The organism is Streptomyces sp. GQFP, from assembly GCF_021545335.1.
Taxonomy (GTDB): domain Bacteria; phylum Actinomycetota; class Actinomycetes; order Streptomycetales; family Streptomycetaceae; genus Streptomyces.
The window spans coordinates 6,839,236-6,863,075 of the sequence record NZ_CP089312.1 but is presented as its reverse complement, the minus strand read 5'-3'; the positions used below and the strand labels follow the sequence as shown (position 1 = coordinate 6,863,075).

The 23,840-nt window shown below is 69.7% G+C and carries 15 protein-coding genes; 2 read left to right on the top strand and 13 right to left on the bottom strand.

Features of this window, described 5'->3' with window-relative positions:
* Positions 1–14: 14 nt before the first annotated feature.
* The 8 genes from LUX31_RS30910 to LUX31_RS30875 form a co-directional block, all read right to left on the bottom strand.
* A complete protein-coding gene (locus tag LUX31_RS30910) occupies positions 15–635 on the bottom strand; it encodes a sarcosine oxidase subunit gamma (protein ID WP_235478592.1) in 621 nt (206 codons plus the stop codon).
* Positions 628–3,903 carry a sarcosine oxidase subunit alpha family protein gene (locus tag LUX31_RS30905; RefSeq protein ID WP_235478591.1) on the bottom strand — a complete coding sequence of 1,092 codons (3,276 nt, stop codon included), beginning with the start codon at positions 3,901–3,903 and terminating at the stop codon, positions 628–630. The genes LUX31_RS30910 and LUX31_RS30905 overlap by 8 nt, the downstream gene beginning before the upstream one ends.
* 24 nt (positions 3,904–3,927) lie before the next feature.
* Positions 3,928–5,160: a sarcosine oxidase subunit beta family protein gene (locus tag LUX31_RS30900; protein ID WP_235478590.1), complete on the bottom strand. Its 1,233-nt coding sequence runs from the start codon at positions 5,158–5,160 to the stop codon at positions 3,928–3,930.
* A 41-nt stretch (positions 5,161–5,201) separates the two neighbouring features.
* Complete coding sequence (locus LUX31_RS30895; RefSeq protein ID WP_235478589.1) at positions 5,202–7,649, bottom strand: GcvT family protein; 2,448 nt, start codon at positions 7,647–7,649, stop codon at positions 5,202–5,204.
* Positions 7,650–8,137: 488 nt separating this feature from the next.
* Complete coding sequence (locus tag LUX31_RS30890) at positions 8,138–9,121, bottom strand: ABC transporter substrate-binding protein (RefSeq protein ID WP_235478588.1); 984 nt, start codon at positions 9,119–9,121, stop codon at positions 8,138–8,140.
* Between the two features lie 13 nt (positions 9,122–9,134).
* The gene (locus tag LUX31_RS30885) at positions 9,135–11,153 is read right to left on the bottom strand and encodes an ABC transporter permease (protein ID WP_235478587.1); all 2,019 of its coding nucleotides are present in this window, start codon (positions 11,151–11,153) and stop codon (positions 9,135–9,137) included.
* Entirely contained in the window at positions 11,150–12,262 is a 1,113-nt protein-coding gene (locus LUX31_RS30880; protein WP_235478586.1) for a quaternary amine ABC transporter ATP-binding protein, read from the bottom strand. Before LUX31_RS30880 ends, LUX31_RS30885 begins: the two co-directional genes overlap by 4 nt.
* 20 nt (positions 12,263–12,282) lie before the next feature.
* The gene (locus LUX31_RS30875; RefSeq protein ID WP_235478585.1) at positions 12,283–13,755 is read right to left on the bottom strand and encodes an aldehyde dehydrogenase family protein; all 1,473 of its coding nucleotides are present in this window, start codon (positions 13,753–13,755) and stop codon (positions 12,283–12,285) included.
* A 242-nt stretch (positions 13,756–13,997) separates the two neighbouring features.
* Here LUX31_RS30875 and purU point away from each other — a divergent pair, with 242 nt between their 5' ends.
* Positions 13,998–14,882 (top strand): formyltetrahydrofolate deformylase, encoded by an 885-nt coding sequence (gene purU / locus LUX31_RS30870; protein ID WP_235478584.1) that lies wholly within the window; start codon positions 13,998–14,000, stop codon positions 14,880–14,882.
* 250 nt (positions 14,883–15,132) lie between these two features.
* On the opposite strand, the gene LUX31_RS30865 is transcribed toward purU, so the two are convergent.
* From LUX31_RS30865 to betA, 4 genes are all read right to left on the bottom strand, one after another.
* Positions 15,133–15,360 carry a hypothetical protein gene (locus tag LUX31_RS30865; RefSeq protein ID WP_235478583.1) on the bottom strand — a complete coding sequence of 76 codons (228 nt, stop codon included), beginning with the start codon at positions 15,358–15,360 and terminating at the stop codon, positions 15,133–15,135.
* Positions 15,357–18,833: a DUF4132 domain-containing protein gene (locus LUX31_RS30860; RefSeq protein ID WP_235478582.1), complete on the bottom strand. Its 3,477-nt coding sequence runs from the start codon at positions 18,831–18,833 to the stop codon at positions 15,357–15,359. Before LUX31_RS30860 ends, LUX31_RS30865 begins: the two co-directional genes overlap by 4 nt.
* A gap of 198 nt (positions 18,834–19,031) precedes the next feature.
* On the bottom strand, positions 19,032–19,877 hold the full coding sequence (locus LUX31_RS30855; protein WP_235478581.1) for a 5,10-methylenetetrahydrofolate reductase: 846 nt from the start codon (positions 19,875–19,877) through the stop codon (positions 19,032–19,034).
* Between the two features lie 3 nt (positions 19,878–19,880).
* Complete coding sequence (gene betA / locus LUX31_RS30850) at positions 19,881–21,554, bottom strand: choline dehydrogenase (RefSeq protein WP_235478580.1); 1,674 nt, start codon at positions 21,552–21,554, stop codon at positions 19,881–19,883.
* A 201-nt stretch (positions 21,555–21,755) separates the two neighbouring features.
* On the opposite strand from betA, the gene LUX31_RS30845 reads away from it, so the two are divergent.
* The gene (locus tag LUX31_RS30845) at positions 21,756–22,502 is read left to right on the top strand and encodes an IclR family transcriptional regulator (RefSeq protein WP_235480121.1); all 747 of its coding nucleotides are present in this window, start codon (positions 21,756–21,758) and stop codon (positions 22,500–22,502) included.
* 75 nt (positions 22,503–22,577) lie between these two features.
* Here the strand turns inward: LUX31_RS30845 and LUX31_RS30840 are convergent, their stop codons facing one another.
* A complete protein-coding gene (locus LUX31_RS30840) occupies positions 22,578–23,699 on the bottom strand; it encodes an aromatic ring-hydroxylating oxygenase subunit alpha (protein WP_235478579.1) in 1,122 nt (373 codons plus the stop codon).
* Positions 23,700–23,840: the final 141 nt, after the last annotated feature.

The window sequence follows — 23,840 nt, the reverse complement described above, 5'->3', positions numbered from 1 at the left end:
GCCGATGTACAGCGTCAGCCCACGTACTCCGTCGCCGCGTCCAGCAGCCAGTCCGTCAGATAGCCGGCGAAGGACGAGCGGACCAGGACCCAGAAGCCGGCCCTGGGTTCGTCCCGGGCAACCAGGACCACCTGGGTGCGGCCGAGGGTCGTCTGGGCGCAGTGGCCGGGGCCGAAGGCGCGCGGGTGCAGGTCGAGGGCGCAGCCGTGGGCGAGGAGGTCGCGGGCGCTCGGGCCCGTGACGAGGAGGGTGGTGCGCTGGGCGGAGACGTCGGTGACGGACACCGGCTCGTCCCCGGCCGCCTCCCGGATACGGCCTTCCAGATCCCGTTCGCCGCCGGGCGGGCCCACGAGCAGCCACTCGTCCGGGCCCAGCCAGAGGGCGACCAACTCCCCTGCCCGTACGACGGTGTTGGGGGCGAGGGGCAGCGGGACGCCCAGCGCGAGCCCGATGGCGTCGGCCGCCGCTCCCTTGGCGTCGAGGCGCACGTTCAGCTGGGCCAGGAAGGGGAGTTCGGCCAGCCGGACCGCGCCCCCGGAGGCGCGGGTCGCGGCGGCGAGACGGTCGGCCGCGTGGGACACGGGGGACACGCGGGACGCGGGGCTGCTGTGGAGCGGGGCGGTGGTGTCAGCCATCTCGGCGGGCTCCCTCGGGGTCGTAGAGGACGGGGCTCGCGACGGTCACCGGGACCAGACGGTCGCCCACGGGGGCGTACAGCCGCTCGCCGACGCGTTCCCGGCCGCCCTTGATCAGGGCGAGGGCGAAGGTCCGGCCCAGGGCTGCGCTGCGGTAGCTGGAGGTGACATGGCCGAGCATCGGGACGGGCGGCGCGGGCAGCACGCTGTCGGCGACCAGCTGGGTGCCCTCGGGGAGGAAGGTGCCGGGGTCGTCCGGGAGCAGGCCGACCAGGTGCTTGCGGTCGGGACGGACGGCGTCGGCACGGGCGTACGACCGCTTGCCGATGAAGTCGGGCTTCTTCTTCGACACGACCCAGCTCATGCCGAGATCCTGGGGAGTCACGGTGCCGTCGGTGTCCTGGCCGATGATCGGGTAGCCCTTCTCGGCGCGCAGGACGTGCATGGTCTCGGTGCCGTAGGGGGTGATGCCGTACGGGGCGCCGGCCTCGTACAGCGCCTCCCAGAGGGCGCGGGCCTCCCACGGTGACACGTTGATCTCGTAGGCGAGTTCACCGGAGAAGCTGATCCGGCAGACGCGTGCGTCGATGCCCGCGACGGGTGTTTCGCGCCAGGCCATGAACGGGAAGTCCGCGTTGTCCACGGCCAGTTGGGGCGCGAGGGAGCCGAGGACGTCCCGGGAGCGGGGACCGACGAGAGCGACCGTCGCCCACTGCTCGGTGACCGACGTGCAGTGGACCCGTAGGTCCGGCCACTCGGTCTGGGACCACTCCTCCATCCAGTCCAGTACGGCGGCGGCGTTGCCCGTCGTCGTGGTGACCAGGAAGCGGTCCTGGGCGAGGCGGATGACGGTTCCGTCGTCGAAGACCATGCCGTCCGGGCGGCACATCACGCCGTAGCGGATCATGCCGACCTTCAGGGTGCTCATCATGTTGGTGTAGAGCAGGTCGAGGAAGACACCCGCGTCCGGGCCCTGTACGTCGATCTTGCCGAGGGTGGACGCGTCCATGAAGCCCACGCCGTCGCGGGCGGCGGCGCACTCGCGCAGGACGGCCGCCTCCATGTCCTCGCCGGCCCGGGGGTAGTACCAGGGGCGCTTCCACTGGCCGACGTTCTCGAAGAGCGCGCCGTGCTCGACATGCCAGGTGTGCAGGGCGGTCGTCCGGATCGGGTCGTGCAGCGCGCCCCGGTCGCGGCCCGCGAGGGCGGCGAAGGAGACGGGCGTGTACGGCGGCCGGAACGTGGTCGTGCCGAGCGCCGAGATGTCGACGCCGAGCAGCGCGGCGACGATACCGCTGGCCAGGAGCCCGGACGTCTTGCCCTGGTCGTTGGCCGTGCCCGCCGTCGTGTAGCGCTTGGTGTGCTCGACCGAGCGCATACCGGCGCCGGTCGCGCGGGCCAGGTCGTCGACGGTGACATCACGCTGGAGGTCGACGAAGGAGCGGGTGTCGGAGGCGTCCGGGATGGCGTACACGTGCATGGGCGGGGTGTGGGGTTCCACGGCCGGGGCGGGGAGGTTCGGTTCCCGGGGCGTGTAGCCCTCCGCCTCGATCGCCCGGGACGCGGCGGCCACGCCCTGAGCGAGGACCGTCGGCAGGTCCAGGACGCCGGTCGCGCTGCCCGCGACCTCGACGGCCTGACGGCAGCTGTCGGGGACGAACGTGCCGAGCGTGTCGTCGTGGCGGAGCTTGCCGCCGGCCTGGCTGAACAGGTGGGCCACCGGGTTCCAGCCGCCGGAGACGAGGAGGAGGTCGGCGGTGAACTCCCGCTGTCCTCCGGTGAGTTCTCCGTCGAACTCTCCGTACGGGGCGACCGTTACGGCCGTCAGGCGCGCGTCGCCCTCCGTGCCGACGACCGCGTGTCCGGCCAGCACCTCGATGCCGGCCGCCCTTGCGCGGTCCGCCCACTCACCCGGGTCGGTGCGGGTGTCGACGATCGCCGGTACGTCCGCACCCGCCGCGGCGAGGTCCAGTGCCGCCGCGTACGCGCTGTCGTTCGTGGTGAACACGACCGCCCTGCGGCCGGGCAGGACGCCGTGGCGGTTCACGTACGTACGCGCCGAGGCGGCCAGCATCACGCCCGGGCGGTCGTTGTCCGCGAAGGCCAGCGAGCGTTCGTGGGCGCCGGTCGCGAGGACGACTCGGCGGGCGCGGATGCGCCAGACGCGCTCGCGGGAGACGTTCTCGGGGGCGGCCGCGCCCAGGTGGTTGGTGCGGCGCTCGACGGCGAGGAGGTGGTTGTCGTCGTAGTAGCCGAAGACGGTCGTGCGGGGCAGGACGCGTACGTCGGGGGCCGTTCGGAGGTGGGTGGCTGTCTCGTCCACCCAGTCGAGGTGCTCGCCCGTGCCCAGGAGGCTGCCGCCCGGCTCCGGGCGGTCGTCCGCGAGGATGACGCGGGCGCCGGTGCGGGCGGCGGTCGCCGCCGCGGCGAGGCCTGCGGGGCCCGCGCCGACGATCAGTACGTCGCAGTGGGCGTGTACGGCGTCGTAGCGGGCGGGGTCGGGGGTGGTGGCGAGGCGGCCCTGGCCGGGGAGGCTGGTCGCGACCAGGCCGTCGTACAGCTCCACCGTGGTGGCGGGGAGCATCGGTTCGGGGAACGGGGCCTCGATCTGGATGACCGCGTTGGGTTCCTCCGGGCCGGCGGAGAAGATGCCTCGGGGGCGGCCGAGTTTGATGCTGGTGCCGGTGTGGATGACGCCGTTGGCGAGGAGGGCTGAGGCGAGGGTGTCGCCTTCGTGGCCGTGGTATTCGGTGCCGTCGAAGGTGAAGGTGAGGGGGTTTTCGCGGTTGACTCGGCCTCGGGTGGGGAGTCTGAACGGCTGGTTCTTCTCCCCCACCCCACCCCTTCCCGAAATTTCTGAGGGCTCCGCCCCCAGGCCCCCGGTCGGCCCTGAAGGGGCCTCGTCCTCAAACGCCGGACGGGCTGGATGGGTGCCCCCGGACTCAACAGGTGCCGTAGGAGCTGGAAAGGCGCGCCCCTCCTCAACAGGTACCGGAGCTGCCGGACGGTCCTCCCCCGCCCTGTACACCGCCAGGATCTCGTTCGTCCCCGTGTCCCGAACGGCGTTGAACCACCTGCGGCAGCCCGCCGAGTGGGTCCAGCGCTCGGCGAACGGACCCTTCGGGTTGGCGCGGAAGAACAGGTACCGGGCCCACTCCTCGTCGGTCAGGGCCGACGGGTCCTCCGGGTAGGGGACGTGGGCCTGGCCGCCGTAGTGGAACTCGGCCTCGTCGCGGGGCCCGCACCACGGGCAGGGGATGAGCAGCATGTCGTTCGGCTCCCTTGAGGATCCCTAGTGGGCCACCGCGGCCGCGCCGTGCTCGTCGACGAGCGCGCCGGTGGTGAAACGGTCGAGCGAGAAGGGGGCGTTGAGCGGGTGGGGCGTGTCGTGGGCGATCGTGTGGGCGTAGACCCAGCCGACGCCCGGGGTGGCCTTGAAACCGCCCGTTCCCCAGCCGCAGTTCAGGTACAGGTTGTCCACCGGGGTGAGACCGACGATCGGCGACGCGTCGGGACTCACGTCCACGATGCCGCCCCAGGTGCGCAGCACATGGGCTCGGGCGAACACCGGGAAGAGTTCCAACGCCGCCGACATCTGCTCCTCGATGATGTGGAACGCGCCGCGCTGCGTATAGGAGTTGTACGAGTCGATGCCCGCGCCCATCACCAACTCGCCCTTGTGCGCCTGGCTGACGTACACGTGCACCGCGTTGGACATCACCACCGTCGGATGCACCGGCTCCAGCAGCTCGCTGACCAGTGCCTGCAACGGGTGGCTCTGGAGCGGGAGTTCGATGCCCGCCATCGCCGCCAGGACCGAGGAGTGACCCGCCGAGCAGAGCGCCACCTTGCCCGCCGCGATCGGGCCCAGGGTCGTCTGAACCCCAACCACCCTCCCCCCGACCACATCCAGGCCCGTGACCTCACAGTTCTGGATGATGTCGATGCCCGCCGCGTCCGCCGAGCGGGCCAGCCCCCACGCCACGTGGTCGTGCTTCGCGATCCCGGCGCGGGGTTGATACGTACCGCCCATCACCGGATAGCGCACGTCCGGTGAGATGTTGACGATCGGGCAGACTTCCTTGACCTGCCGCTCGTCGAGCCATTCGGCGTCCACGCCGTTGAGGCGGTTCGCCTCGACCCGGCGCACGCTGTCGCGGACGTCCTGGAGGCTGTGGGCGAGGTTCAGCACGCCTCGCTGGGAGAAGAGGATGGGGTAGTCCAGCTCCTCCTCCAGTCCCTCCCACAGCTTCAGCGCGTGCTCGTAGATCCCCGCGCTCTCGTCCCACAGGTAGTTCGAGCGGATGATCGTGGTGTTGCGGGCCATGTTGCCGCCCGCCAGCCAGCCCTTCTCCAGCACGGCGACGTTCGTGATGCCGTGGTTCTTCGCCAGATAGTGGGCCGTGGCAAGGCCGTGCCCACCACCGCCCACGATGACCACGTCGTACGAACGCTTCGGCTCGGGCGTACGCCACAGCCAGTCGGGATGCTCCGGCAGTTCGGCGCCGGGGGTACGGGGGCTCATCGCGCGTCTCCGTCTTCTGCTGCCATGAGTGGACTGGGGTTCTAGCCCCGGAGGCGGGACATCGTCGGGTCGAACAGGGGCTCCTCGGCGACCACCGCCTCGACGCGCTCGTCGAAGTAGCCGATGTGCAACACCGTGCCGGGGGTGGCCAGTTCGGCGGGCAGCCAGGCATACGCGATGCCCTTGCCGATCGTGTAGCCGTACGCGGCGCTCGTCACGTAACCGACGGCCCGCTCCCCCTCGTACACCGGCTCCTTGCCCATGACGACCTGTCGCGGGTCCTCGATCGTCAGGCAGGTGAGCTTTCGCCGGACATCGGCCTTACGGCGTTCCAGGGCCGCCCTGCCGATGAATTCGCCCTTGTCGAGCTTCACCGCGAAGCCGACGCCGGCCTCGTACGGGTCGTGCTCGTACGTCATGTCGGTGCCGAAGGAGCGGTAACCCTTCTCCAGGCGGAGGCTGTTGAAGGCGCCGCGGCCCGCCACGATGCCGCCCAGGGGCTGTGCCGCCTGCCAGAGGGTGTCCCACAGCTTCTGGCCCTGGTCTGCCGTCGTGTACAGCTCCCAGCCGAGTTCGCCGACGTACGACAGACGCATCGCCGTCACCGGGACGCTGCCGATGTAGGCGCGCTTGGCGCGGAAATACTTCAGGCCGTCGTTCGAGAAGTCCTCGTCCGTCAGGGGCTGGAGGACCTTGCGGGCCAGCGGGCCCCACAGGCCGACACAGCACGTGCCCGGGGTGATGTCGCGGACCTGGACCGTGCCGTCGGCCGGGAGGTGGCGGGTGAACCAGTCGAGGTCCAGGTTGCCGTTGGCGCCGACCTGGAAGAGGTCGCGGGCGAGGCGGGCGACCGTGATGTCGCTGCGGATGCCGCCGTCGTGGTCCAGGAGGAGCGTGTACGTCACCGAGCCGACGGACTTGGCCACCTTGCTGGTGGTGAGGCCCTCCAGGAAGTCGGCGGCACCGGGGCCGGTCACCTCCAGGCGCTTGAGGGCCGTCATGTCGTACATCGCGACCGTCTCGCGGGTCGCCTGGGCCTCGGCTCCGACGATCGGGGACCAGAACTGGGCCGCCCAGTCGTTCGGGGTGGGCACGGAACGGCCTGCCACCAGGCCCGCGTTGGCCTCGTACCACTGCGGGCGCTCCCAGCCGTTCGCCTCCAGGAAGAAGGCGCCCAGGTCGCGCTGGCGGGTGTGGAAGGGGCTGGTGCGGATCGGGCGGGGGTGCCCGGACGGCTGGAGGGGGTGGAGGATGTCGTACACCTCCACGAAGTTCTGGCAGTCGCGGGCCAGGACGTACTCCGGGGACAGCTGGTGCGGCTCGAAGCGGTTGAGGTCGCACTCGTGCAGGTCGAAGGAGGAGCAGTAACCGTCGACCAGCAACTCGGCGACGGCACGGCCGACGCCCGCGGAGTGGGTGACCCAGACCGCCTCCGCCACCCAGAAGCCCTTGACGTCAGGGGACTCGCCGAGGAGGGGGAAGTTGTCGGTGGTGAAGGAGAACAGGCCGTTGATGCCCTCCTCGACCTTCGCGTCCTTGGTGGAGGGGAGGAGCGACTGGGTTTCCGTCCAGGCGGGCTCGAAGTCGTCCTCGGTGAACTTCAGCACCGAGGGCATTCCCCCGGCCGTGTCCGACTCGTCGAAGGAGAGGATCTCGTCGGCGGTGATCGGCATCGGGCAGTGGCCGTAGTAGCCGATGCCGATGGCGTCGAAGCGGTCGCGGTAGTAGAGGTCGGCGTCCTGGTGCCGCAGGATGGGCCGGACCGCCTCCTCGGTCTGGCCCGCGAGTGCGGGGACCGGCCCGGTCCAGGCGAGTTGATGCGCGAGGGGAGTGAGGGGGAGGTTCAGCCCGACCATACGGGCGATCTTCGGCCCCCAGATACCGGCGCAGCACACGACGATGTCGGCAGGGATCTCGCCCTGGTCGGTGCGGACGCCCGTGACCTGACCATCGACCTGCTGGACGTCCAGTACCTCGTGGCGGGGCAGGAAGGTCACGCCGCGTTCGGTGGCGCGGCGGATCTGGGCCTCGACGGCGAGGACCGCTTTGGCGAGACCGTCGGTGGGGACGAGGAGGCCGCCCAGGACGCGGTCGGGGTTGAGGAGGGGGTGCTGTTCCGCGCACTCCTCGGCGGTCAGGAGACGCGCCTCGATGCCCCAGGCGGTGATCCAGCCGTGGCGGCGGTGGAGTTCGGTGAGGCGCTCGGGGGTGGTGGCGACTTCCAGGCCGCCGACCTGGAGGAAGCAGGGCTTGCCGTCGACGTCCAGGGAGCAGAACTTCTCGACGGTGTAGCGGGCCAGTTCGGTCATCGTCTTGGACGAGTTCGTCTGAAAGACGAGACCCGGGGCGTGGGACGAGGACCCCCCGGTGGCGGGAAGCGGCCCCTGGTCGACCACGGTCACTTCGGTCCAGCCTCGCGCGGAGATCTCGTCCGCGAGTGCCGCGCCAACGACGCCCGCTCCGATGATGACCACTCGGGGTCCCGCCATCGCCGCACCTCCGGTTCAGTTGCTGTCTACGCAACATGATTCAGGTTGCGCAACTCAATGTGCCTTCCGTGCAGGTAGGTGTCAAGAGGCTCCGAAGGCCGGGAGAAGGGGCTTGTTTTCGCCCCCGCCGCCCCTACCCGTTCCCATCCCTGGGGGCTGCGCCCCCAGACCCCCGCTGCCGCGCTGAACGCGCTCGTCCTCAAACGCCGGACGGGCTGAAATACCTGGCCGACGTTCGAGGACAAACTCATTCAGCGCGCCCCTCCCACTCACCGGCCCGCACCACCCCCCAGCCCGTCCGGCGTTTGAGGACGAGGCCGTTCAGGCCGAAAGGGGGGTCTGGGGGCGCAGCCCCCAGGGGACGGGAATGGGTAGGGGCGGCGGGGGCGAAAACACAGCAGTGCCCGGCAGGCGGCGCACCCGTACGCGCACCGCCCACCGGGCAGCCATGCTCAACTCACTTCACCTCAGGACCAGGACCCCAGGTCCTACTTGATCCACGCGTCCACCTTCGCCCTGTTCGCGTCGACCCACTTCTTCGCCGCCGCCTCCGGCGTCATCTTGTCCTCGGCTATGTACTTCGCCACGGTGTTCTGATCGTCGTTCGTCCAGGTGAAGTTCTTCACCAGGTCATAAGCCGGGCTACCCGACTTCGCGAACTTCGCGCTGACGATCTTGTCCAGCTTGTACACGGGGTAGTCGCACGCGACCTTCTCCGCGTCCGCGTCACAACCCGCCGTGTACTCCGGCAGCTTGACCTTCACGAGCGGCACCTCGGCCATGAACCACTGAGGCTCGTAGAAGTAGCCGATCACCCATTCCTTGTTCTTCTCCGCCTTGCGGAAGGCCTGGATGAGCGCCGTCTCACTGCCCGCGTACACCACCTTGAAGTCCAGCTTCAGGTTCTTCACCAGCGCCTCGTCATTGGTGACGAACGACGGGTCACCGTCGAGAAGCTGGCCCTTGCCGCCCGACTCGGACGTCTTGAACTTCGCCGCGTACTTGTTGAGGCTGTTCCAGTCGGTGATGTCCGGGTACTCCTTGGCCAGCCACGGCGGCACGTACCAGCCGATCAGACCTTCGTTGCCGGTCGCACCGGCCTCGACCGCCGTCTTCTGGTCGGTGATGTACTTCTTCTTCAGGTCGTCGTGGCCCCAGTTCTCGATGACGGCGTCGACCTCGCCCGTCCCGAACCCCTGCCAGGCGATCTCCTCCTTGAGGTCCTTCTTGGTGACCTTGCAGCCGAGGTCGTTCTCCGCGACGTACGCGACGACCGCCGCGTTCGCCTCGTAACCCACCCACGGGTTGACCGCGAGATTGAAGGTGCCGCACTTGCCGGAGGACCCGGAGGAGGAACTGTCGGAGCCCGAGGAGTCGTCGCCGACCTTCGCGCCACCGCAGGCGGTGAGGGCGAGGCCCAGCGCCACTACGCCGGCCGCGCCGACTCTCCACTTTGTTGCTTGCCTTGCCATGGTGGTAGCTCCCTTACGCCCCGGCACGCCGCGCCGCTGCTTGAGTGATCCGGTCGAACATGACTCCGAGAAGGACGATGGCCAGCCCCGCGGCCAGCCCCTTCCCGTACAGCTGCCCCTGCGAGAAGCCGGCCACGACGTCGTAGCCGAGGGCGCCCGCGCCTACCAGGCCGCCCACAACAACCATCGACAGCACGTAGATCAGGCCCTGGTTGGTGGCGAGGGTCAGGGCGCCGCGTGCCATCGGCAGCTGGACCTTGGTGATGATCTGCCAGGTGTTGCACCCGGCGGAGGTGGCCGCCTCCACGGTGGTCGCGGGCACGTTCCGTATACCGTCCGCGATGATCTTCATGGCGACGGGCGCCGCGTAGACGATCGCGGCGACGATCGCCGTGAAGCGGGTCGCGCCGAACAGCGCGAGGAACGGTACGAGGTAGACGAACGGCGGCATGACCTGTGCCGCGTCCAGCGTGGGCCGGATGAGCCGGTCCGCGAGCGGACTGCGCCCCATCCACACCCCCACCACCACGGCCAGCAGCATCGTCATGACCGTGGCCACGAGCGTGGACGCCAGCGTCGTCATGCCGTCCGACCACACGCCGGTCGCCACGAGCAGCCCGACGCACACCGCCGTCGTCACCCCGGCCCGCCAGCCACCGAACACCACGCCGAGCCCGATCAGGACCGCGCCGACGAGCCACCAGGGCGAGTCGGTGAGCAGCGACTGGAACGGGTTGAGCAGACCGTTGGTCAGGGCGTCGCGGAAGGCGTTGGTGAGACCCGACAGGTTGTCCTGCACCCAGGTGCTCGCGGTGTCGGCGGCGCTCGCGACGGAGCTGCCGACACTGCCCTCGCCGGGGAACTCCGCCGCCCACACGTACGTGTGCGAGAGGTAGACGAGAACCGCGGCGACCGCCGCTCCCGCGACCACCAGCTGCCGTCGCCGGGCGAGAAGCGGGCCCGCCGAGCGCCGGGCCGCCTCCTCCCGTACGCTCGCCGCGGTCGTGACCCGGTCCAGGACGATCGCCATGACGACGATGGCGAGGCCCGCGTTGAAGGCCGTACCCACGTCGAGCGACTGGAGTGCCTGCATGACGGTCTTGCCGAGGCCGGGCGCGTCGATCAGGGCGGCGATGGTCACCATGGCGAGGGCGGCCATGATGGTCTGGTTGACGCCCATGACGACGGTCCGCTTGGACATCGGCAGCAGGACCTTCAGCAGCGACTGCCAGCGGGTCGCGCCCAGCGAGTCGGCCGCCTCGACGGTGGTCTCCGGCACGGACCGGATGGCGTGCGCGGTGATACGGATCGCCGGCGGGGCCGCGTAGATGACGGTGGCGATGGTCGCGGAGGCGCCGCCGATGAGGAAGAACAGGGTCAGCGGGGCCAGGTAGACGAAGGTGGGCATCGTCTGCATGAAGTCCAGGACCGGCGTCATGACCTTGTTGAACCGGTCGGACAGCCCCGCCCACACCCCCAGCGGGATCGCGAACAGCAGCGCCACGAACACCGCGCACAGGATCAGCGCGAGGGTGTCCATGCTCTCCTGCCACAGACCCTGGAGCCCGAAGAAGGTGAACCCGGCGACGGTCAGCAGCGCCACCCGCCAGTTTCCGACCGCCCAGGACACGAACCCGGCGATCCCGACGACCCCGAGCCACCCGATCTGCGGCAGGGGCCGGGTATCGGAGGGCTGCGAGATCAGATGCTGGACGAAGGTCACCAGGTTGTCGATGACCAGGCGGATCTCGTTGAAGAAGTAGAGGAAGAGCGGGTTGGAGTTGCGGTTGGCGCCGATCGAGTCGTTGACGTCGTTCAGCCACCGGTGCAGCCCGGTCAGGTCGGCCGCCGCGAGCGTCAGGGTGTTCGTGCCGCGCAGTACGGCGAACAGCACCAGCCAGACGACGAGGATCGCGCCGACCACCATCCGCCGGCTGACCTGCCGTACGGCGGCGACGGGCGCGGCCTCGGGCACGGCGTCCGCGGGCCCCGGCGGCTCGGGTTTCTGTGGCTTCTCCACGGCGACGGTCATCGCGCGTCGCCGCCCTTCTGGACCGGGATATCCCCGCCCCCGGCGACCACGGCGAGGATCTCCTCGTCGCCGACGATGCCGAGCAGCTTGCCGTTCTCGACGACCTTGACCGGCTTCTCGGCGGCGAGCACGGCCCGGGTGGCCTCCCGCACGACGACGTCAGGCCCGAGTTCGGGCCCGTCGAGAGCGTCACCGTCCGCGGCCGGCCGCATGATCCAGCGCAGGGTGAGGACGTCGGCACGCGGCACGTCCTTGACGAACTCGCGTACGTAGTCATCGGCAGGCGCACCCACCAGCTCATCGCCGGTCCCGCACTGCACCATCTTGCCGTCGCGCATGATGAGGATGCGGTCGCCCAGCTTGAGGGCCTCGGACAGGTCGTGGGTGATGAAGACCATGGTCTTGCCGACCTCGTGGTGCAGCCGGATGACCTCGTTCTGCATGTCCCGCCGGATCAGCGGGTCGAGGGCGGAGAAAGGCTCGTCGAAGAACAGAACATCCGGATCACCGGCCAACGCCCGCGCCAGACCGACTCGTTGCTGCATGCCACCCGAGAGCTGATCGGGGTAGGAGTTCTCGTACCCGGAGAGCCCGACCAGCTCGACAACCTCAAGCGCCCGCTTGACGCGCTCGGCCCGCCCCATCCCCCGTATCTCGAGCCCGAAGCCGACGTTGTCGACGACCCGCCGATGGGGCAGCAGTCCGAAGTGCTGGAAGACCATGGAGAACTTCTGCCGCCGCAGCTCACGCAGCCGCTTGTCGTCCGCGTCCCGGATGTTCTCGCCCTCGAAGACGATCTCCCCGGCGGTGGGTTCGATGAGCCGGGTGAGACATCGCACAAGGGTCGACTTCCCGGACCCGGACAGGCCCATGACGACGAACACCTCCCCCGGCGACACGTCGAAGTGCACGTCCCGTACGGCGGCGGTGCATCCCGTACGGTCCATGAGCTCGCGTCGGGTGAGCCCGCACAGCTCCTCCGATTCCGGCACCCGGTCGGCCTTCGGCCCGAACACCTTCCACAGGCCGCGCACGGAGATGACCGGCGTGCCGTCCGAGTCCTGGGACGTGCCGCGCCGCTGCGGCACCTCGGTCTGTACTGGGGTCATGATCGACCTCTTTTCGGCGTTCAGCCGCGAAACCAGTGCTGCGGCCGGGGTTGGATGTTCTGCCAGATGTGCTTGGGCTCTCGGTACTCGTCCAGGCCGGACGGTCCCAGCTCCCTGCCCACGCCCGAGTGCCCGAAGCCACCCCATTCCGCCTGCGGCACATAGGGGTGGTAGTCGTTGATCCACACGGTGCCGTGCCGCAGCCGCCGGGCGACCCGCTGGGCCTTGCCCGCGTCCTGCGTCCACACGGCCCCCGCGAGCCCGTACTCGGTGTCGTTGGCGATGCGTACGGCATCGTCCTCGTCGCCGCTGAACCGCTCGACGGTGAGAACGGGCCCGAAGGACTCCTCGTGCACGACGCGCATGTCCTGCGTGCACTCGTCGAGGACGGTGGGCGGGTAGTAGTGCCCGTCGGCGAGGGCGGGATCGTCCGGCCGCGCCCCGCCACACCGCAGGACGGCCCCCTCGGCGAGCCCGGCGGCGACATAGGCCTCGACCTTCGCGAGATGCTGGGCGGAGATGAGAGCCCCGGTCTCGGCGTCAGGATCAAAGGGCCCACCAAGCCGAATCTGCGCGGCCCGCCGCACGACCTCATCCACGAACCGATCGTGGATGGACTCCTCGACGATGAGGCGAGCCCCGGCGGAACAGACCTGCCCGGAGTGCAGAAAGACGGCCGTGAGAGCGAAGTCCACGGCCGTCTCGAAGTCGGCGTCGGCGAACACGACGTTGGGGTTCTTCCCGCCGAGTTCCAGGGCCACCTTTTTCACGCCCGCGGCGGCGGTGGCCATGATCCGTTTCCCGGTCTCGAGCCCGCCGGTGAAGGAGACCATGTCGACGGCGGGATGCTCGGAGAGCGGCGCACCGACCTCGGGCCCGGCCCCCAGAACAAGGTTGGCGACCCCGGCGGGAAGCCCGGCCTCGGCGAGCGCCCGCACGAGCAGGATGGAGGTGGAGGGGGTCAGCTCACTGGGCTTGAGGACGAAGGTGTTCCCGGCGAGGAGGGCCGGGGCGACCTTCCAACTGGCTTGCAGGAGGGGGTAGTTCCAAGGGGTGATGAGCCCGCACACACCGATGGGTTCGTAAACGACCCGACTGACGGCGTCATCACGCCCGGTGTCGATGACACGCCCGGCATCGACGCCACCGATCCCGCCGTAATGCCGAAAACACGAAACGACATCGGCGATGTCGTACTCGCTCTCCACCAGCCGCTTGCCGGTGTCGAGGGACTCGGCGCGGGCGAACTCCTTGACGTCGCGCTCGATGATGTCGGCGGTACGCAGCAGCAGCGCGCCGCGCTCCCGCTCGGGGGTACGCGGCCAGGGTCCCGTGTCGAAGGCGCGGCGGGCGGCGCCGATCGCGGCCTCGGCGTCGGGACGAGTCCCCTCCGAGACGGTGGCGGCGAGCCTGCCGTCAGCGGGACATCGAATTTCCCGACGGCCGCCGGCCACCGGCTCCCGCCATTCACCATCCACATACAGGTCTGCCACGCGCCAAGCCTTTCCACAGGAATTCGTTGCGCATCGTGCACCCAATTGCTTGTGGTGGAACACCCTGGCGAATGTGCGGACATACGTCAAGTAGTTGGCGGATGACGATTTCGACATGCGCGGCGGTTGCGCGCGCGACCGTACACACACGCACCCGACCGCCCTTGACGCGACCGGCCACCGAGCCGACCATGTTGCGTATCGCTCACCATGTTGTGCAATACGCACCACCGGAGGCTGACGTGTCCCCTAACTCCCCTCGACCGCAGGCCGGCAGCAGCGAGTACGTCCTCACCCTCTCCTGCCCCGACAGCTCGGGGCTGGTGCACGCCGTGAGCGGCTTTCTCGTCCGTAACTCGGGAAACATCCTGGAGAGCCAGCAGTTCGATGATCGGCTTCAGGGGCGTTTCTTCATGAGGGTCCACTTCGATGTTTCCGATCCAAACGCGGACCTGGAAAATCTGCGTTACCGATTCGGTCCCGTGGCGGAGGCGTACGGCATCTCCTGGACCCTGCGGGAAGCGTCGACGCCGACGCGCACGCTCATCATGGTCTCCAAGTTCGGCCACTGCCTGAACGACCTCCTGTTCCGCCGCCGCACGGGCGGCCTGAACATCGAGATCCCTGCGATCGTCTCCAACCACCGCGACTTCGAGAGCCTGGCGGAGAGCTACGGCGTCCCCTTCCACCACATCCCGGTGACAAGGGAGACGAAGCCGGAGGCGGAGGCGAGGCTGCTGGACCTGGTCCGCGAGTTGGACATCGACCTGGTGGTACTGGCCCGCTATATGCAGGTCCTCTCCGACGACCTGTGCAAGGAGCTGGAGGGCATGGCGATCAACATCCACCACTCCTTCCTCCCCAGCTTCAAGGGCGCACGCCCGTACGAGCAGGCGTACGACCGGGGCGTGAAGCTGGTGGGCGCGACGGCGCATTACGTCACGCCCGAGCTGGACGAGGGCCAGATCATCGAGCAGGACGTGGTGCGGGTGGACCACTCGCTGGATCCGGGGGAGCTGGTGACGGTGGGGCGGGACGTGGAGGCCCAGGTGCTGGCGCACGCGGTGAAGTGGCACAGCGAGAGCAGGGTGATGGTAGAGGGGAATCGGACGGTGGTGTTCCGCTGAGTTCGTATACCGGGGGTTTCCCACCCACCCGCCCGTCTCGGCATGTTTGCGAGGCGCGGAGATCGGCGCCCCCGATCCGGGAGAAGTGGCCTGGCACGGGTGGCTGACCGAGTCCGAGCTGCGGCGGATTCTGCAGCAGTGCCGGCGGGAGTGGGGGGTGTCCACGAGGCGTTCGGCAAGGGCGGTGACGGCTTCGCGGTCTTCTTCGAGGGCCTCGCGTTCGTCGTCGGTGAGGTTGAGTTGTTCCGTCCTAGACGGTCAGGAGTTGGCCGCGGCTTGAGGTCTTGGGGACGTAGAAGGGGCCGCGTGCGCAGGCCGGCCGGTGGGGGCACTTGGCGAAGAAGTCGTAGGAGCAGTAGCCCTCGCCCAGGTCGTAGTACTTCCAGGGCTGCTCGCCGTCGGCGGCAGCGCCCGTGAGATCCGCGTGCCGCCGCCCCGTCCCCGAACTGCGCCGTGCGGTGTGGTGCGTCGTCGTCACCGCGCCACCAGTTCCGTGAGGTCGGCGAGCAGCTCGGACGCGGTCACCGGGTCGAGTTGGGCGAAGGCGAGCCTGGACGGCTCCCCGGGCGGGTTCCACGCGCTGGGCTGCTCGGACAGCCCTATGAATTCCAGCGACTGCTCGGTGGAGACGTCGACGGCGCCGATCGTGAACCCCTCCGACGGACTGACGATGATCCAGCGGTCCTTCGCGACTCGCTTGGACAGCCAGCACTGCACACCCGCGAACATCGGCTCGTCGCGCTCCCAGCCGCGCCGTTCCAGGCCGAGCAGTCTGGCGGTCGGCACGGTGATGTTCTCGAACCGCTCCAACCGGTCGCCGGCCGCCTCGTCGTCCGTGAGCCGGTGCACGGCGCGGCCGAGCTGCGGGAAAGGCTGCAGGATCTCGTGGTCGGCGAACAGCTCCTCCCACTCCGTCAGCTCCTCGCCGAGGTGGAGCGGGTGCGCCAGCCGCACCGAGGCGTCCTCCGGCAACGTGAACTCCTCGTCCCGTACGTCGGCGAAGGTGCGGTCCTCCGCCGCACGGAACGCCGTCACCGCACCGGCGCCGCTGATGGCCGGGGTCCCGTACAGAGCCCTCTCCGAAGCCCCGGCCGGAACGCACAGCCACACCAGCCGCCGCACCAGATGCCACAGCAGGGGATGGGAGACGAACAGCTCGCGGAACTCACCGGTCGTCCAGCTGCGGCCCGCGACCATCGCGCCTTCCAGCCGGCGCACCTGGTCCGAGGCCACCGTCCGCACGTCCTTCTTCAGCGCCATGAACCGCTTGCGTTCCGCCGGCGCCAGCTCGGCGTCGTCGCGGGCACCCGGTTGGGGCAGGTCCTTGCGCCGCTTGCCGTCCTGATCCAGGACGCACGGCCGCAATTGCTCGTCGAAGCCCACGGTGAAGCGCCGGGGCCCGTAGTCCACGACGGTCGAGCCGTCGGCGTCCAGCCCGAAGTCCGGCACCAGCCGGTCGGCGAGTTCCTCGCCGGACAGCCCCAGATCGGCCGCCACCTGCTCGATCTTCTCCTGGGCCCGCGCCTTGAGCCCCTTGAACTTCACCCGCTGGGACACCCCGTGCAGATGCATCAGGGCGACGTCGCTGCCGATGGCCGCCAGGACGTCCAGGCCCTCCACGGCCCGCTTGTGCGCTCCCTCACCGGGCCAGTTCCGCAGGACCGGCGTCAGCCGGCGCACCGTGTCGTCGTCGCCGAGCCACCCCAGGGCGTGCAGCGCCCAGCTCTCCTCGGGCGGCATCCCGAACAGCCGCCACTGCTCGAAGAGGGACCAGGCGAAGGCGGCCAGCGACTCGGGGTCGCACGTCTCCTTCACCGTCTCCACACCCGTATAGACCGCGCCGGGCCGGGAGATGGCGAGCATGGTCAGCAGATGGCGCACGGACTCCGACGGCAGCGCCGAGGCCCGGTCGCGCAGCAGCACGCGCGGCAGCAGCCGGGGGTCCGCCCAGGCGGAGGGCTCCGGCATCTTCGACGGCAGCGCGAGCTCCAGACCGTCGGCCGACAGCAGGTCGCGGACGACCGCGACCGCCTTGGGGCTGTGACCGGCCGCCGCGTCGAGCACGGCGTCCTTGCCCCGCGTGGCGGCGATGGCCCGCAGCGCGTGCTCGGCGTTGTGGCGGGCGGCGCCCGCTGGACCGGCCGCGTCGGGCACCAGCAGCGCGGCGGCGTCCGCACCGTGCCGGGCGAACCAGGCGCGGGCCGTGACCGCGGCGGACTTCAGTCGCACGAACCAGTCGGCCATCAGCCGCGCGACCTCCAGTTGCCGGTACGGCAGGAGCAGCTCCCCGGCCACAGCGGGCTCCCGCGCCGCGGCGCGCAGCATCGGCGGCAGCGCGTCCCCCTCCCATCGGGCGGCCACCGGCTTCAGATTCTCGACCGGCTGCCACATGTACTCGGGAGTCCACTGCGCCAGCAGCGGGCGGTACGTGTCCGGACCGTCGGTGAACAGGGCGGCCAGCTGGTAATTGTCGAGGTCGGTGAAGCGCTCCCGCAGGGTTGCCACGTCGGGATACGGCTCGCCGTGCCGGCGCCGCGCCCGCCGCTCCGGCTCCCCGACGGCGGCATCCCATGCCTCGCGCTCGCCGGGCTGCCACAGCATGCGGGTCTCCTCCCCCGCGACGAGCCCCTTGACGGTTCTCGGTGCCGGCGCCGTCCGCTCGCGTGTCCACGGCGGGCTCACCAGCAGTTCGGGCAGCGCCTCGGCGGGGGCGTCGGCGGCGGCCGGGTGCAGCAGCTCCCGTACCACCCCGGCGGCCCGGGGCGGGAACTGTGCGAGCCGCGACTTCAGCAGCTCACCGTGCGTGGCCACATGCGCGGTCAGCAACTGGCCCAGCAGGAAGGAGTTGCGGCCCGGGGCGGGCGCCGCCCGGCCGGCCAGCAGACGGGCCGCGCGCACCGGATACCGGCGCACCGCCTCCAGCAGTGCCGGACGCACCTGTTTGTCGTCCGCGTGGGACATCAGCAGCTCGAACGCCTCGTCCGTCGGCAGCTCCGCCAGGATGCCCGCCTGTTCTTCCGCCGATGCCCCGTAGGAAGGCGTACGGTGCCGCCAGATCTCCGCGATCAGCGCGGCTACGGCCGGGCCGACGCCCTCGGCGACGGTCGCCGCGGTGGAGAGCTCGCCGTCGTAGGCGGGCACGCCGCCCGCCCGCAGCAGAGCCCGCAACTGCTCCTCGTCGTTCAGCGACTCGAACAGCATGGCGCGTACGACACGGTCCTCCCGGCCGCTCTCCCCCGGGTCGGCACAGCACTCCGCGACCCAGTCGGTCTCGGCCGGGACCAGATACGACACCACAATTCGGCGCCGCGCACCGCCGCGGTGCGCGGCCAGAGCCGCCACCACCTCGCGGTACTCGTCCTCACCGGCCATCGACAGCAGCGTCCGCACCCGGTCGGCGGCGCCCCGGCGCAACCACAGCCGCTGCGGCGAGTCGCCCTCGGGCAGGACGGCCAGCCTGGTGGTCCGGTCCTGGCCGCTCTGGTGGTCAAGCTCGAACAGCTCCACCGTGGCACGGGCAGCGAAGACCGTTCCGTGCCGCAGATCCCAGGCATCGACGACCTCTTCGTACAGCAGCTTCCCGCGGTCGGTGATCACGGCCAGGACCGCGGCGCCGACCGGGTCCGCCGTCCCCTCCAGATAGAGGCGTGCGGCGTCGGCGAGTTCGGGGTCGACGCCCGGGACGTCCCCGACGAGGACCGTGCCGGTCCACTGCTCCTTCGCCGCCGCGAGCCGCCTGTCCCAGTGGTCGAGAGCCGCCCCGTGGGGGACGTGCGTGAACCGCTCGATGCCGCCCCAGCGCGGGCGGAGCCTGTGCCGCCAGGCGGCGGGCAGCGTGAAGGAGGCCTCGTCGGGTGCCGCCGCAGAATCTTCGGCATCTCCGGTGCCCCTGGCGTCCGGCGTGTGGCCGGCGCCCACGGGCACGTACCCCTCGCGTTCCTTCTCCCGCACGGCTGCCTCTTCCTCGGACCCACGCCGACCCCAGGTCAGCGCTCCTGTGATGAACCGCCCCCGACACGGGCGATCGACGGGCCTCACAGTAGATCCAGTCACTGACAACGGCCGCTGGCGGCCCACCTGCTCGGCGACGGCCTCGTACAGCGACAACGGCGGTGACTGCGTTGAGGCCAACGCCCACTGCACCGACCCTCACCCCTCAAGCCGGTCCAGCACAGCCCGCCGCCATCGCTCCGTCTCCGCCACCTGATTGAACGTAAACAGGTGCAGCCCCGCCACCCCCGCCCCCGGCGCCCCAAGCGCCCCCTCCGCCCGCGAAAGCAACCGCTCCGGCGAATACCCACCAGGCGCAGCGAACCGCAGGAACCACAACGGGTGCCGGGCCAGGAACCGCGTCGACTCCCCCACGCCGATCTTCGTGGCCATCGACAGCAGCTTGGCCCGCTGCACAGGCCCGGCCACACCCACGTACACAGGCAGCGCAACCTCCCGCCGCCGTATACGACCCACCCACTCCCCCAGCACGCGCGCGTCGAAGCACAGATTGCTCACGATGTACGTCGCATGCTCCCGCTTGTCCCACATCGCCTGGATGGTGACGTCGTCGTGGATGAGCGGATGGCTCTCGGGATAGCCGGTCACGCCGACATGTGTGAACGGACTGCCCAGCTCGCCCAGCCGCCGCAGCACCGGCAGCGCGCCCTCGTACGCCCCGGCCGGTGGATCCGAGTCCCCCGCCGGGACGAAGACGTCGTCGACTCCCGCCTCCCGCAGCCGGTCGACGACGTCCTTCACATGGACGTCGTCCCGCAGCAGCCGCGCGGGCACATGCGGGACGACGCGATAACCGTGCCCCGCCAGCCGCCCGGCCAGGTCGAGGGTCGGTTCCAGCCCCTTGACCGGCGAGGCCGTCACCGTGACGACGACCTCGCGCGGAACATGGGCCAGCACCTTGTCCTCGGTGGCCTTGGCGGGCAGCACCTCGTACCGGACCCGCTCCAGCAGTTCCCGGAGCCCCCGAAGCCCTGATGCGGCCAAGGTCTACCCGGCCTGCTCTTCGTCACGGAGGCGGTAGTACGCCGCCTTCGAAGCCGGCAGCGGCTCCTTGCCGAGGATTAGATCGGCGGCCTTCTCGGCGATCATCATCACCGGCGCGTAGATGTTCCCGTTGGTGACGTAGGGCATGACGGAGGCGTCCACGACCCGCAGGCCCTCCACCCCGTGCACCCGCAGACTCTCCGGGTCGACGACCGCCATCTCGTCCGCCACGGGCCCCATCTTGCAGGTGCAGGACGGATGCAGAGCCGTCTCGCCCTCCTTGGCGACCCAGTCGAGGATCTGCTCGTCCGTCTCCACCTGGGGGCCCGGCGAGACCTCCCCGTCGTTGTACGGAGCCATGGCCGGCTGGCTGAGCAGCTTGCGCGCCACCCGGATCGCCTCGACCCACTCCCGCCGGTCCTGCTCGGTGGAGAGGTAGTTGAAGCGCAGCGCGGGGTGCTCGCGCGGGTCCTTGCTCTTGATCTTCACCGAGCCGATGGCGTCGGAGTACATGGGGCCCACGTGCACCTGGTAGCCGTGGCCGCCTGCCGGCGAGGAGCCGTCGTAGCGGACCGCGATGGGCAGGAAGTGGAACATCAGGTTGGGGTAGTCGACGTCCTCGTTGCTGCGGGCGAAGCCCCCGGCCTCGAAGTGGTTCGTGGCAGCGGGACCCTTCCTGAACAGCCACTGCAGCCCGATGAACGGAGCGCGCCACTTCGCCATGTACGGCTGCATGGACACCGGCTGCTTGCAGGCGTACTGGACGTACACCTCCAGGTGGTCCTGCATGTTCTCGCCGACGCCGGGGAGGTCGTGGACGACGTCGATGCCCAGGGCGCTCAGTTCCTCGGCGTTGCCGACGCCCGACAGCTGGAGCAGCTGCGGGGAGTTGATGGCGCCGCCGCAGAGGATGACCTCCTTGGCGCGGACCTGCTGAAGCGCGCCCTTGCCCCGCTGGTACTCGACGCCGACGGCCTTCTTGCCCTCGAAGAGGACGCGGGTGACCAGCGCCCGCGTCTTCACCGTGAGGTTGGGCCGCTTGCGGACGGGCTTGAGGTAGGCCTTGGACGCCGACAGCCGGCGTCCCCGGTGGACGTTGCGGTCGAACTTGGCGAAGCCCTCCTGCCGGTACCCGTTGACGTCGTCCGTCGCCGGATACCCCGCCTCCTCGGTGGCCTTGAGGAAGGCGCCGAAGAGCGGATTGCTTGCCGGGCCGCGTTCGAGGACGAGGGGGCCGTCGTGGCCGCGGAACTCGTCGTCGGGGTCGGCGGCGAGACAGTTCTCCATGCGCCGGAAGTAGGGGAGACAGTGGGCGTAGTCCCACTTGTCCATGCCGGGGTCGGCCGCCCAGCGCTCGTAGTCCAGAGGGTTTCCGCGCTGGAAGATCATGCCGTTGATGCTGCTGGAGCCGCCGAGGACCTTGCCGCGCGCGTGGTAGATGCGCCGGCCGCCCATGTGGGGTTCGGGCTCGGACTCGTACTTCCAGTCGTAGAAGCGGCTGCCGATGGGATAGGTGAGGGCCGCGGGCATCTGGATGAAGACGTCCCACGGGTAGTCGGACCGGCCGGCTTCCAGGACCAGTACCCGGTTGGCCGGGTCCGCCGAGAGCCTGTTGGCCAGTGCGCTGCCGGCCGATCCGCCGCCGACGATGACGAAGTCGTATTGCAGGGGAGCCATGATCTCTCGTCTCGCTCGCGCCGTAGATACGCGACGCATGCTAATCCAGTAGCGCTATACGCACCAGGTTGCGGGACACGCAACATGCAAGGTCTTGGTTTCGTAGCTGTTACCGGCAGGGGCGTTTTTTACTGCGCGTATAGTTTCGTTGTGAGCAACCACAGCACAGACACCGAAACGTCCAATTCACCGGCCGGCGGAGTGCAGTCGGTGGACCGCGCGATCAGCGTTCTGGAGATACTCGCCCAACGCGGCGAGGCAGGCGTCAGCGAGGTCGCTGCCGAGATCGATGTTCACAAATCGACCGCGTTCCGGCTGCTAGGCGCGCTGGAGGCACGTGGTCTGGTGGAGCAGGCGGGCGAGCGCGGCAAGTACCGCCTCGGCTTCGGCATCGTGCGGCTGGCGGGCGCGGTCACGGGAAGTATCGACATCACCCAGCAGGGGCGCCCGGTCTGCGAGCAGCTCGCCGAGGAGATCGGCGAGACCGTCAACATCGCCGTGCTGCAGGAGCACTACGCCGTCAACCTGTTCGAGGCACGCGGCCCCGGAGCGGTCAGCGCGTACAACTGGGTCGGCCAGCTGACCCCGCTGCACGCCACCTCCAGCGGCAAGATCCTGCTGGCCCACCTGCCCTCCAAGGAGCGCACCGCGCTGCTGAACGGGGCGGGTCTGAAGAAGGTCACCCCGCACACGATCACCGCGAAGTCGAAGCTGGAGAAGGACCTCGGGGAGGCTCGGGAGCGGGGGTATGCGTGGACGCGGGAGGAGTTGGAGCTCGGGCTGCACGCGATGGCGGCGCCGATCCGGGACAGGGACGGGGTGGTTGTGGCGGCGGTGAGTGCGTCGGGGCCGTCTTATCGGTTCACGGAGGAGCGGTTGCATGAGTTGGCGCCGCTGCTGGTGAAGGGGGCGGCGGAGATCAGTCACCGGATGGGGTATCTGGGGTGAGTTTGTTGGGTGCGGGCCCGGTGGGGGCTGGTCGCGCAGTTCCCCGGGCCCCTAAAAGCCGATGCCCGCGCACCCCTACTGAACGAGCCGCTCGTTCACCCAGTCGTGGAAGGCACCTATGTGGTGCTCGCTCGGAACCAGCACGCCGCCCTTCGCATACAGCCGGGAACTCATCCCTGGCTGGGTGCGCTCGCAGGCCTCGAAGTCCTGCCGGTTGACCCGGTCGAACAGCTCCACGGACCGGCTGACGTCCTTGCCGCTCTCGACGACGTGCGGGAGGTAGAGCCAGTCGCACTCGACGATCGTGCGGTCGACGGCCACCGGGTACATGCGGTGGAAGATCACATGGTCGGGTACGAGGTTGATGAACACCTGCGGTCTGACGGTGATCGCGTAGTAGCGGCGGTCCTGGTCCTCGGCGACGCCCGGGATGCGGTCGAGCCCCTCGGAGCCGTCGATCGTGAATCCCTGGACCTCGCCGCCGAACTCGGCGCCGTGGCCGACGTAGTACTGGGCGGCGTAGCCGTCGGCGAACTCGGGGAGTACCTCGGTGAGTTCGGGGTGGATCGTGGCGCAGTGGTAGCACTCCATGAAGTTCTCGATGATGAGCTTCCAGTTGGCCTTCACGTCATAGACGATCCGTTTGCCGACCGAGAGGTTGTCGATGTCGTAGTGCTCGATCGACTCGACGTCACCGAGTCTGCTGACGACCTCGCCGATGACGTCCTCCTCGAAGGAGGGCGGGTTCTCCGCGAGGCAGACCCAGACATAGCCGAGCCACTCCCGCACGGCCACGCTCACCAGGCCGTACTCGGTACGCCCGACGTCCGGCATCTTCGTGAGGTTGGGCGCGGCGACGAGCTTGCCGTCGAGCCCGTACGTCCAGGCGTGGTACGGACATTGGAAGGCCCGCTTGACCTCGCCGGTCTCCTCGGTGCAGAGCTTGGCGCCGCGATGCCGGCACACATTGAAGTAGGCGCGGATCGAGTTGTCCCGCGCCCGCGTCACGAGGATGCTCTCGCGGCCCACGTCGACGGTCCGGAAGGCACCGGGCTTCGCCAGCTCGGACGCACGCGCGACACAGAACCACATGGTCTCGAATATGCGCTCCTGCTCCTGCGCGAAGATCCCCGCGTCCGTATAGGAGGAGCCGGGGAGGGTGGCGATCAGACTGTCGGGCAGACTGGTCGAGGTCACAGGGCACTCCTCGGAGAAACGTAGTGATCAAAGATCGGTAGACGTGATGTCGGGCAGCAGCGCCCCAGTTGACAGCGGGCAGCGCCCCGCAGGGGCGCGCCCGCTAGGGGCGCGGGGAACTGCGCGACAAGCCCCCACCGG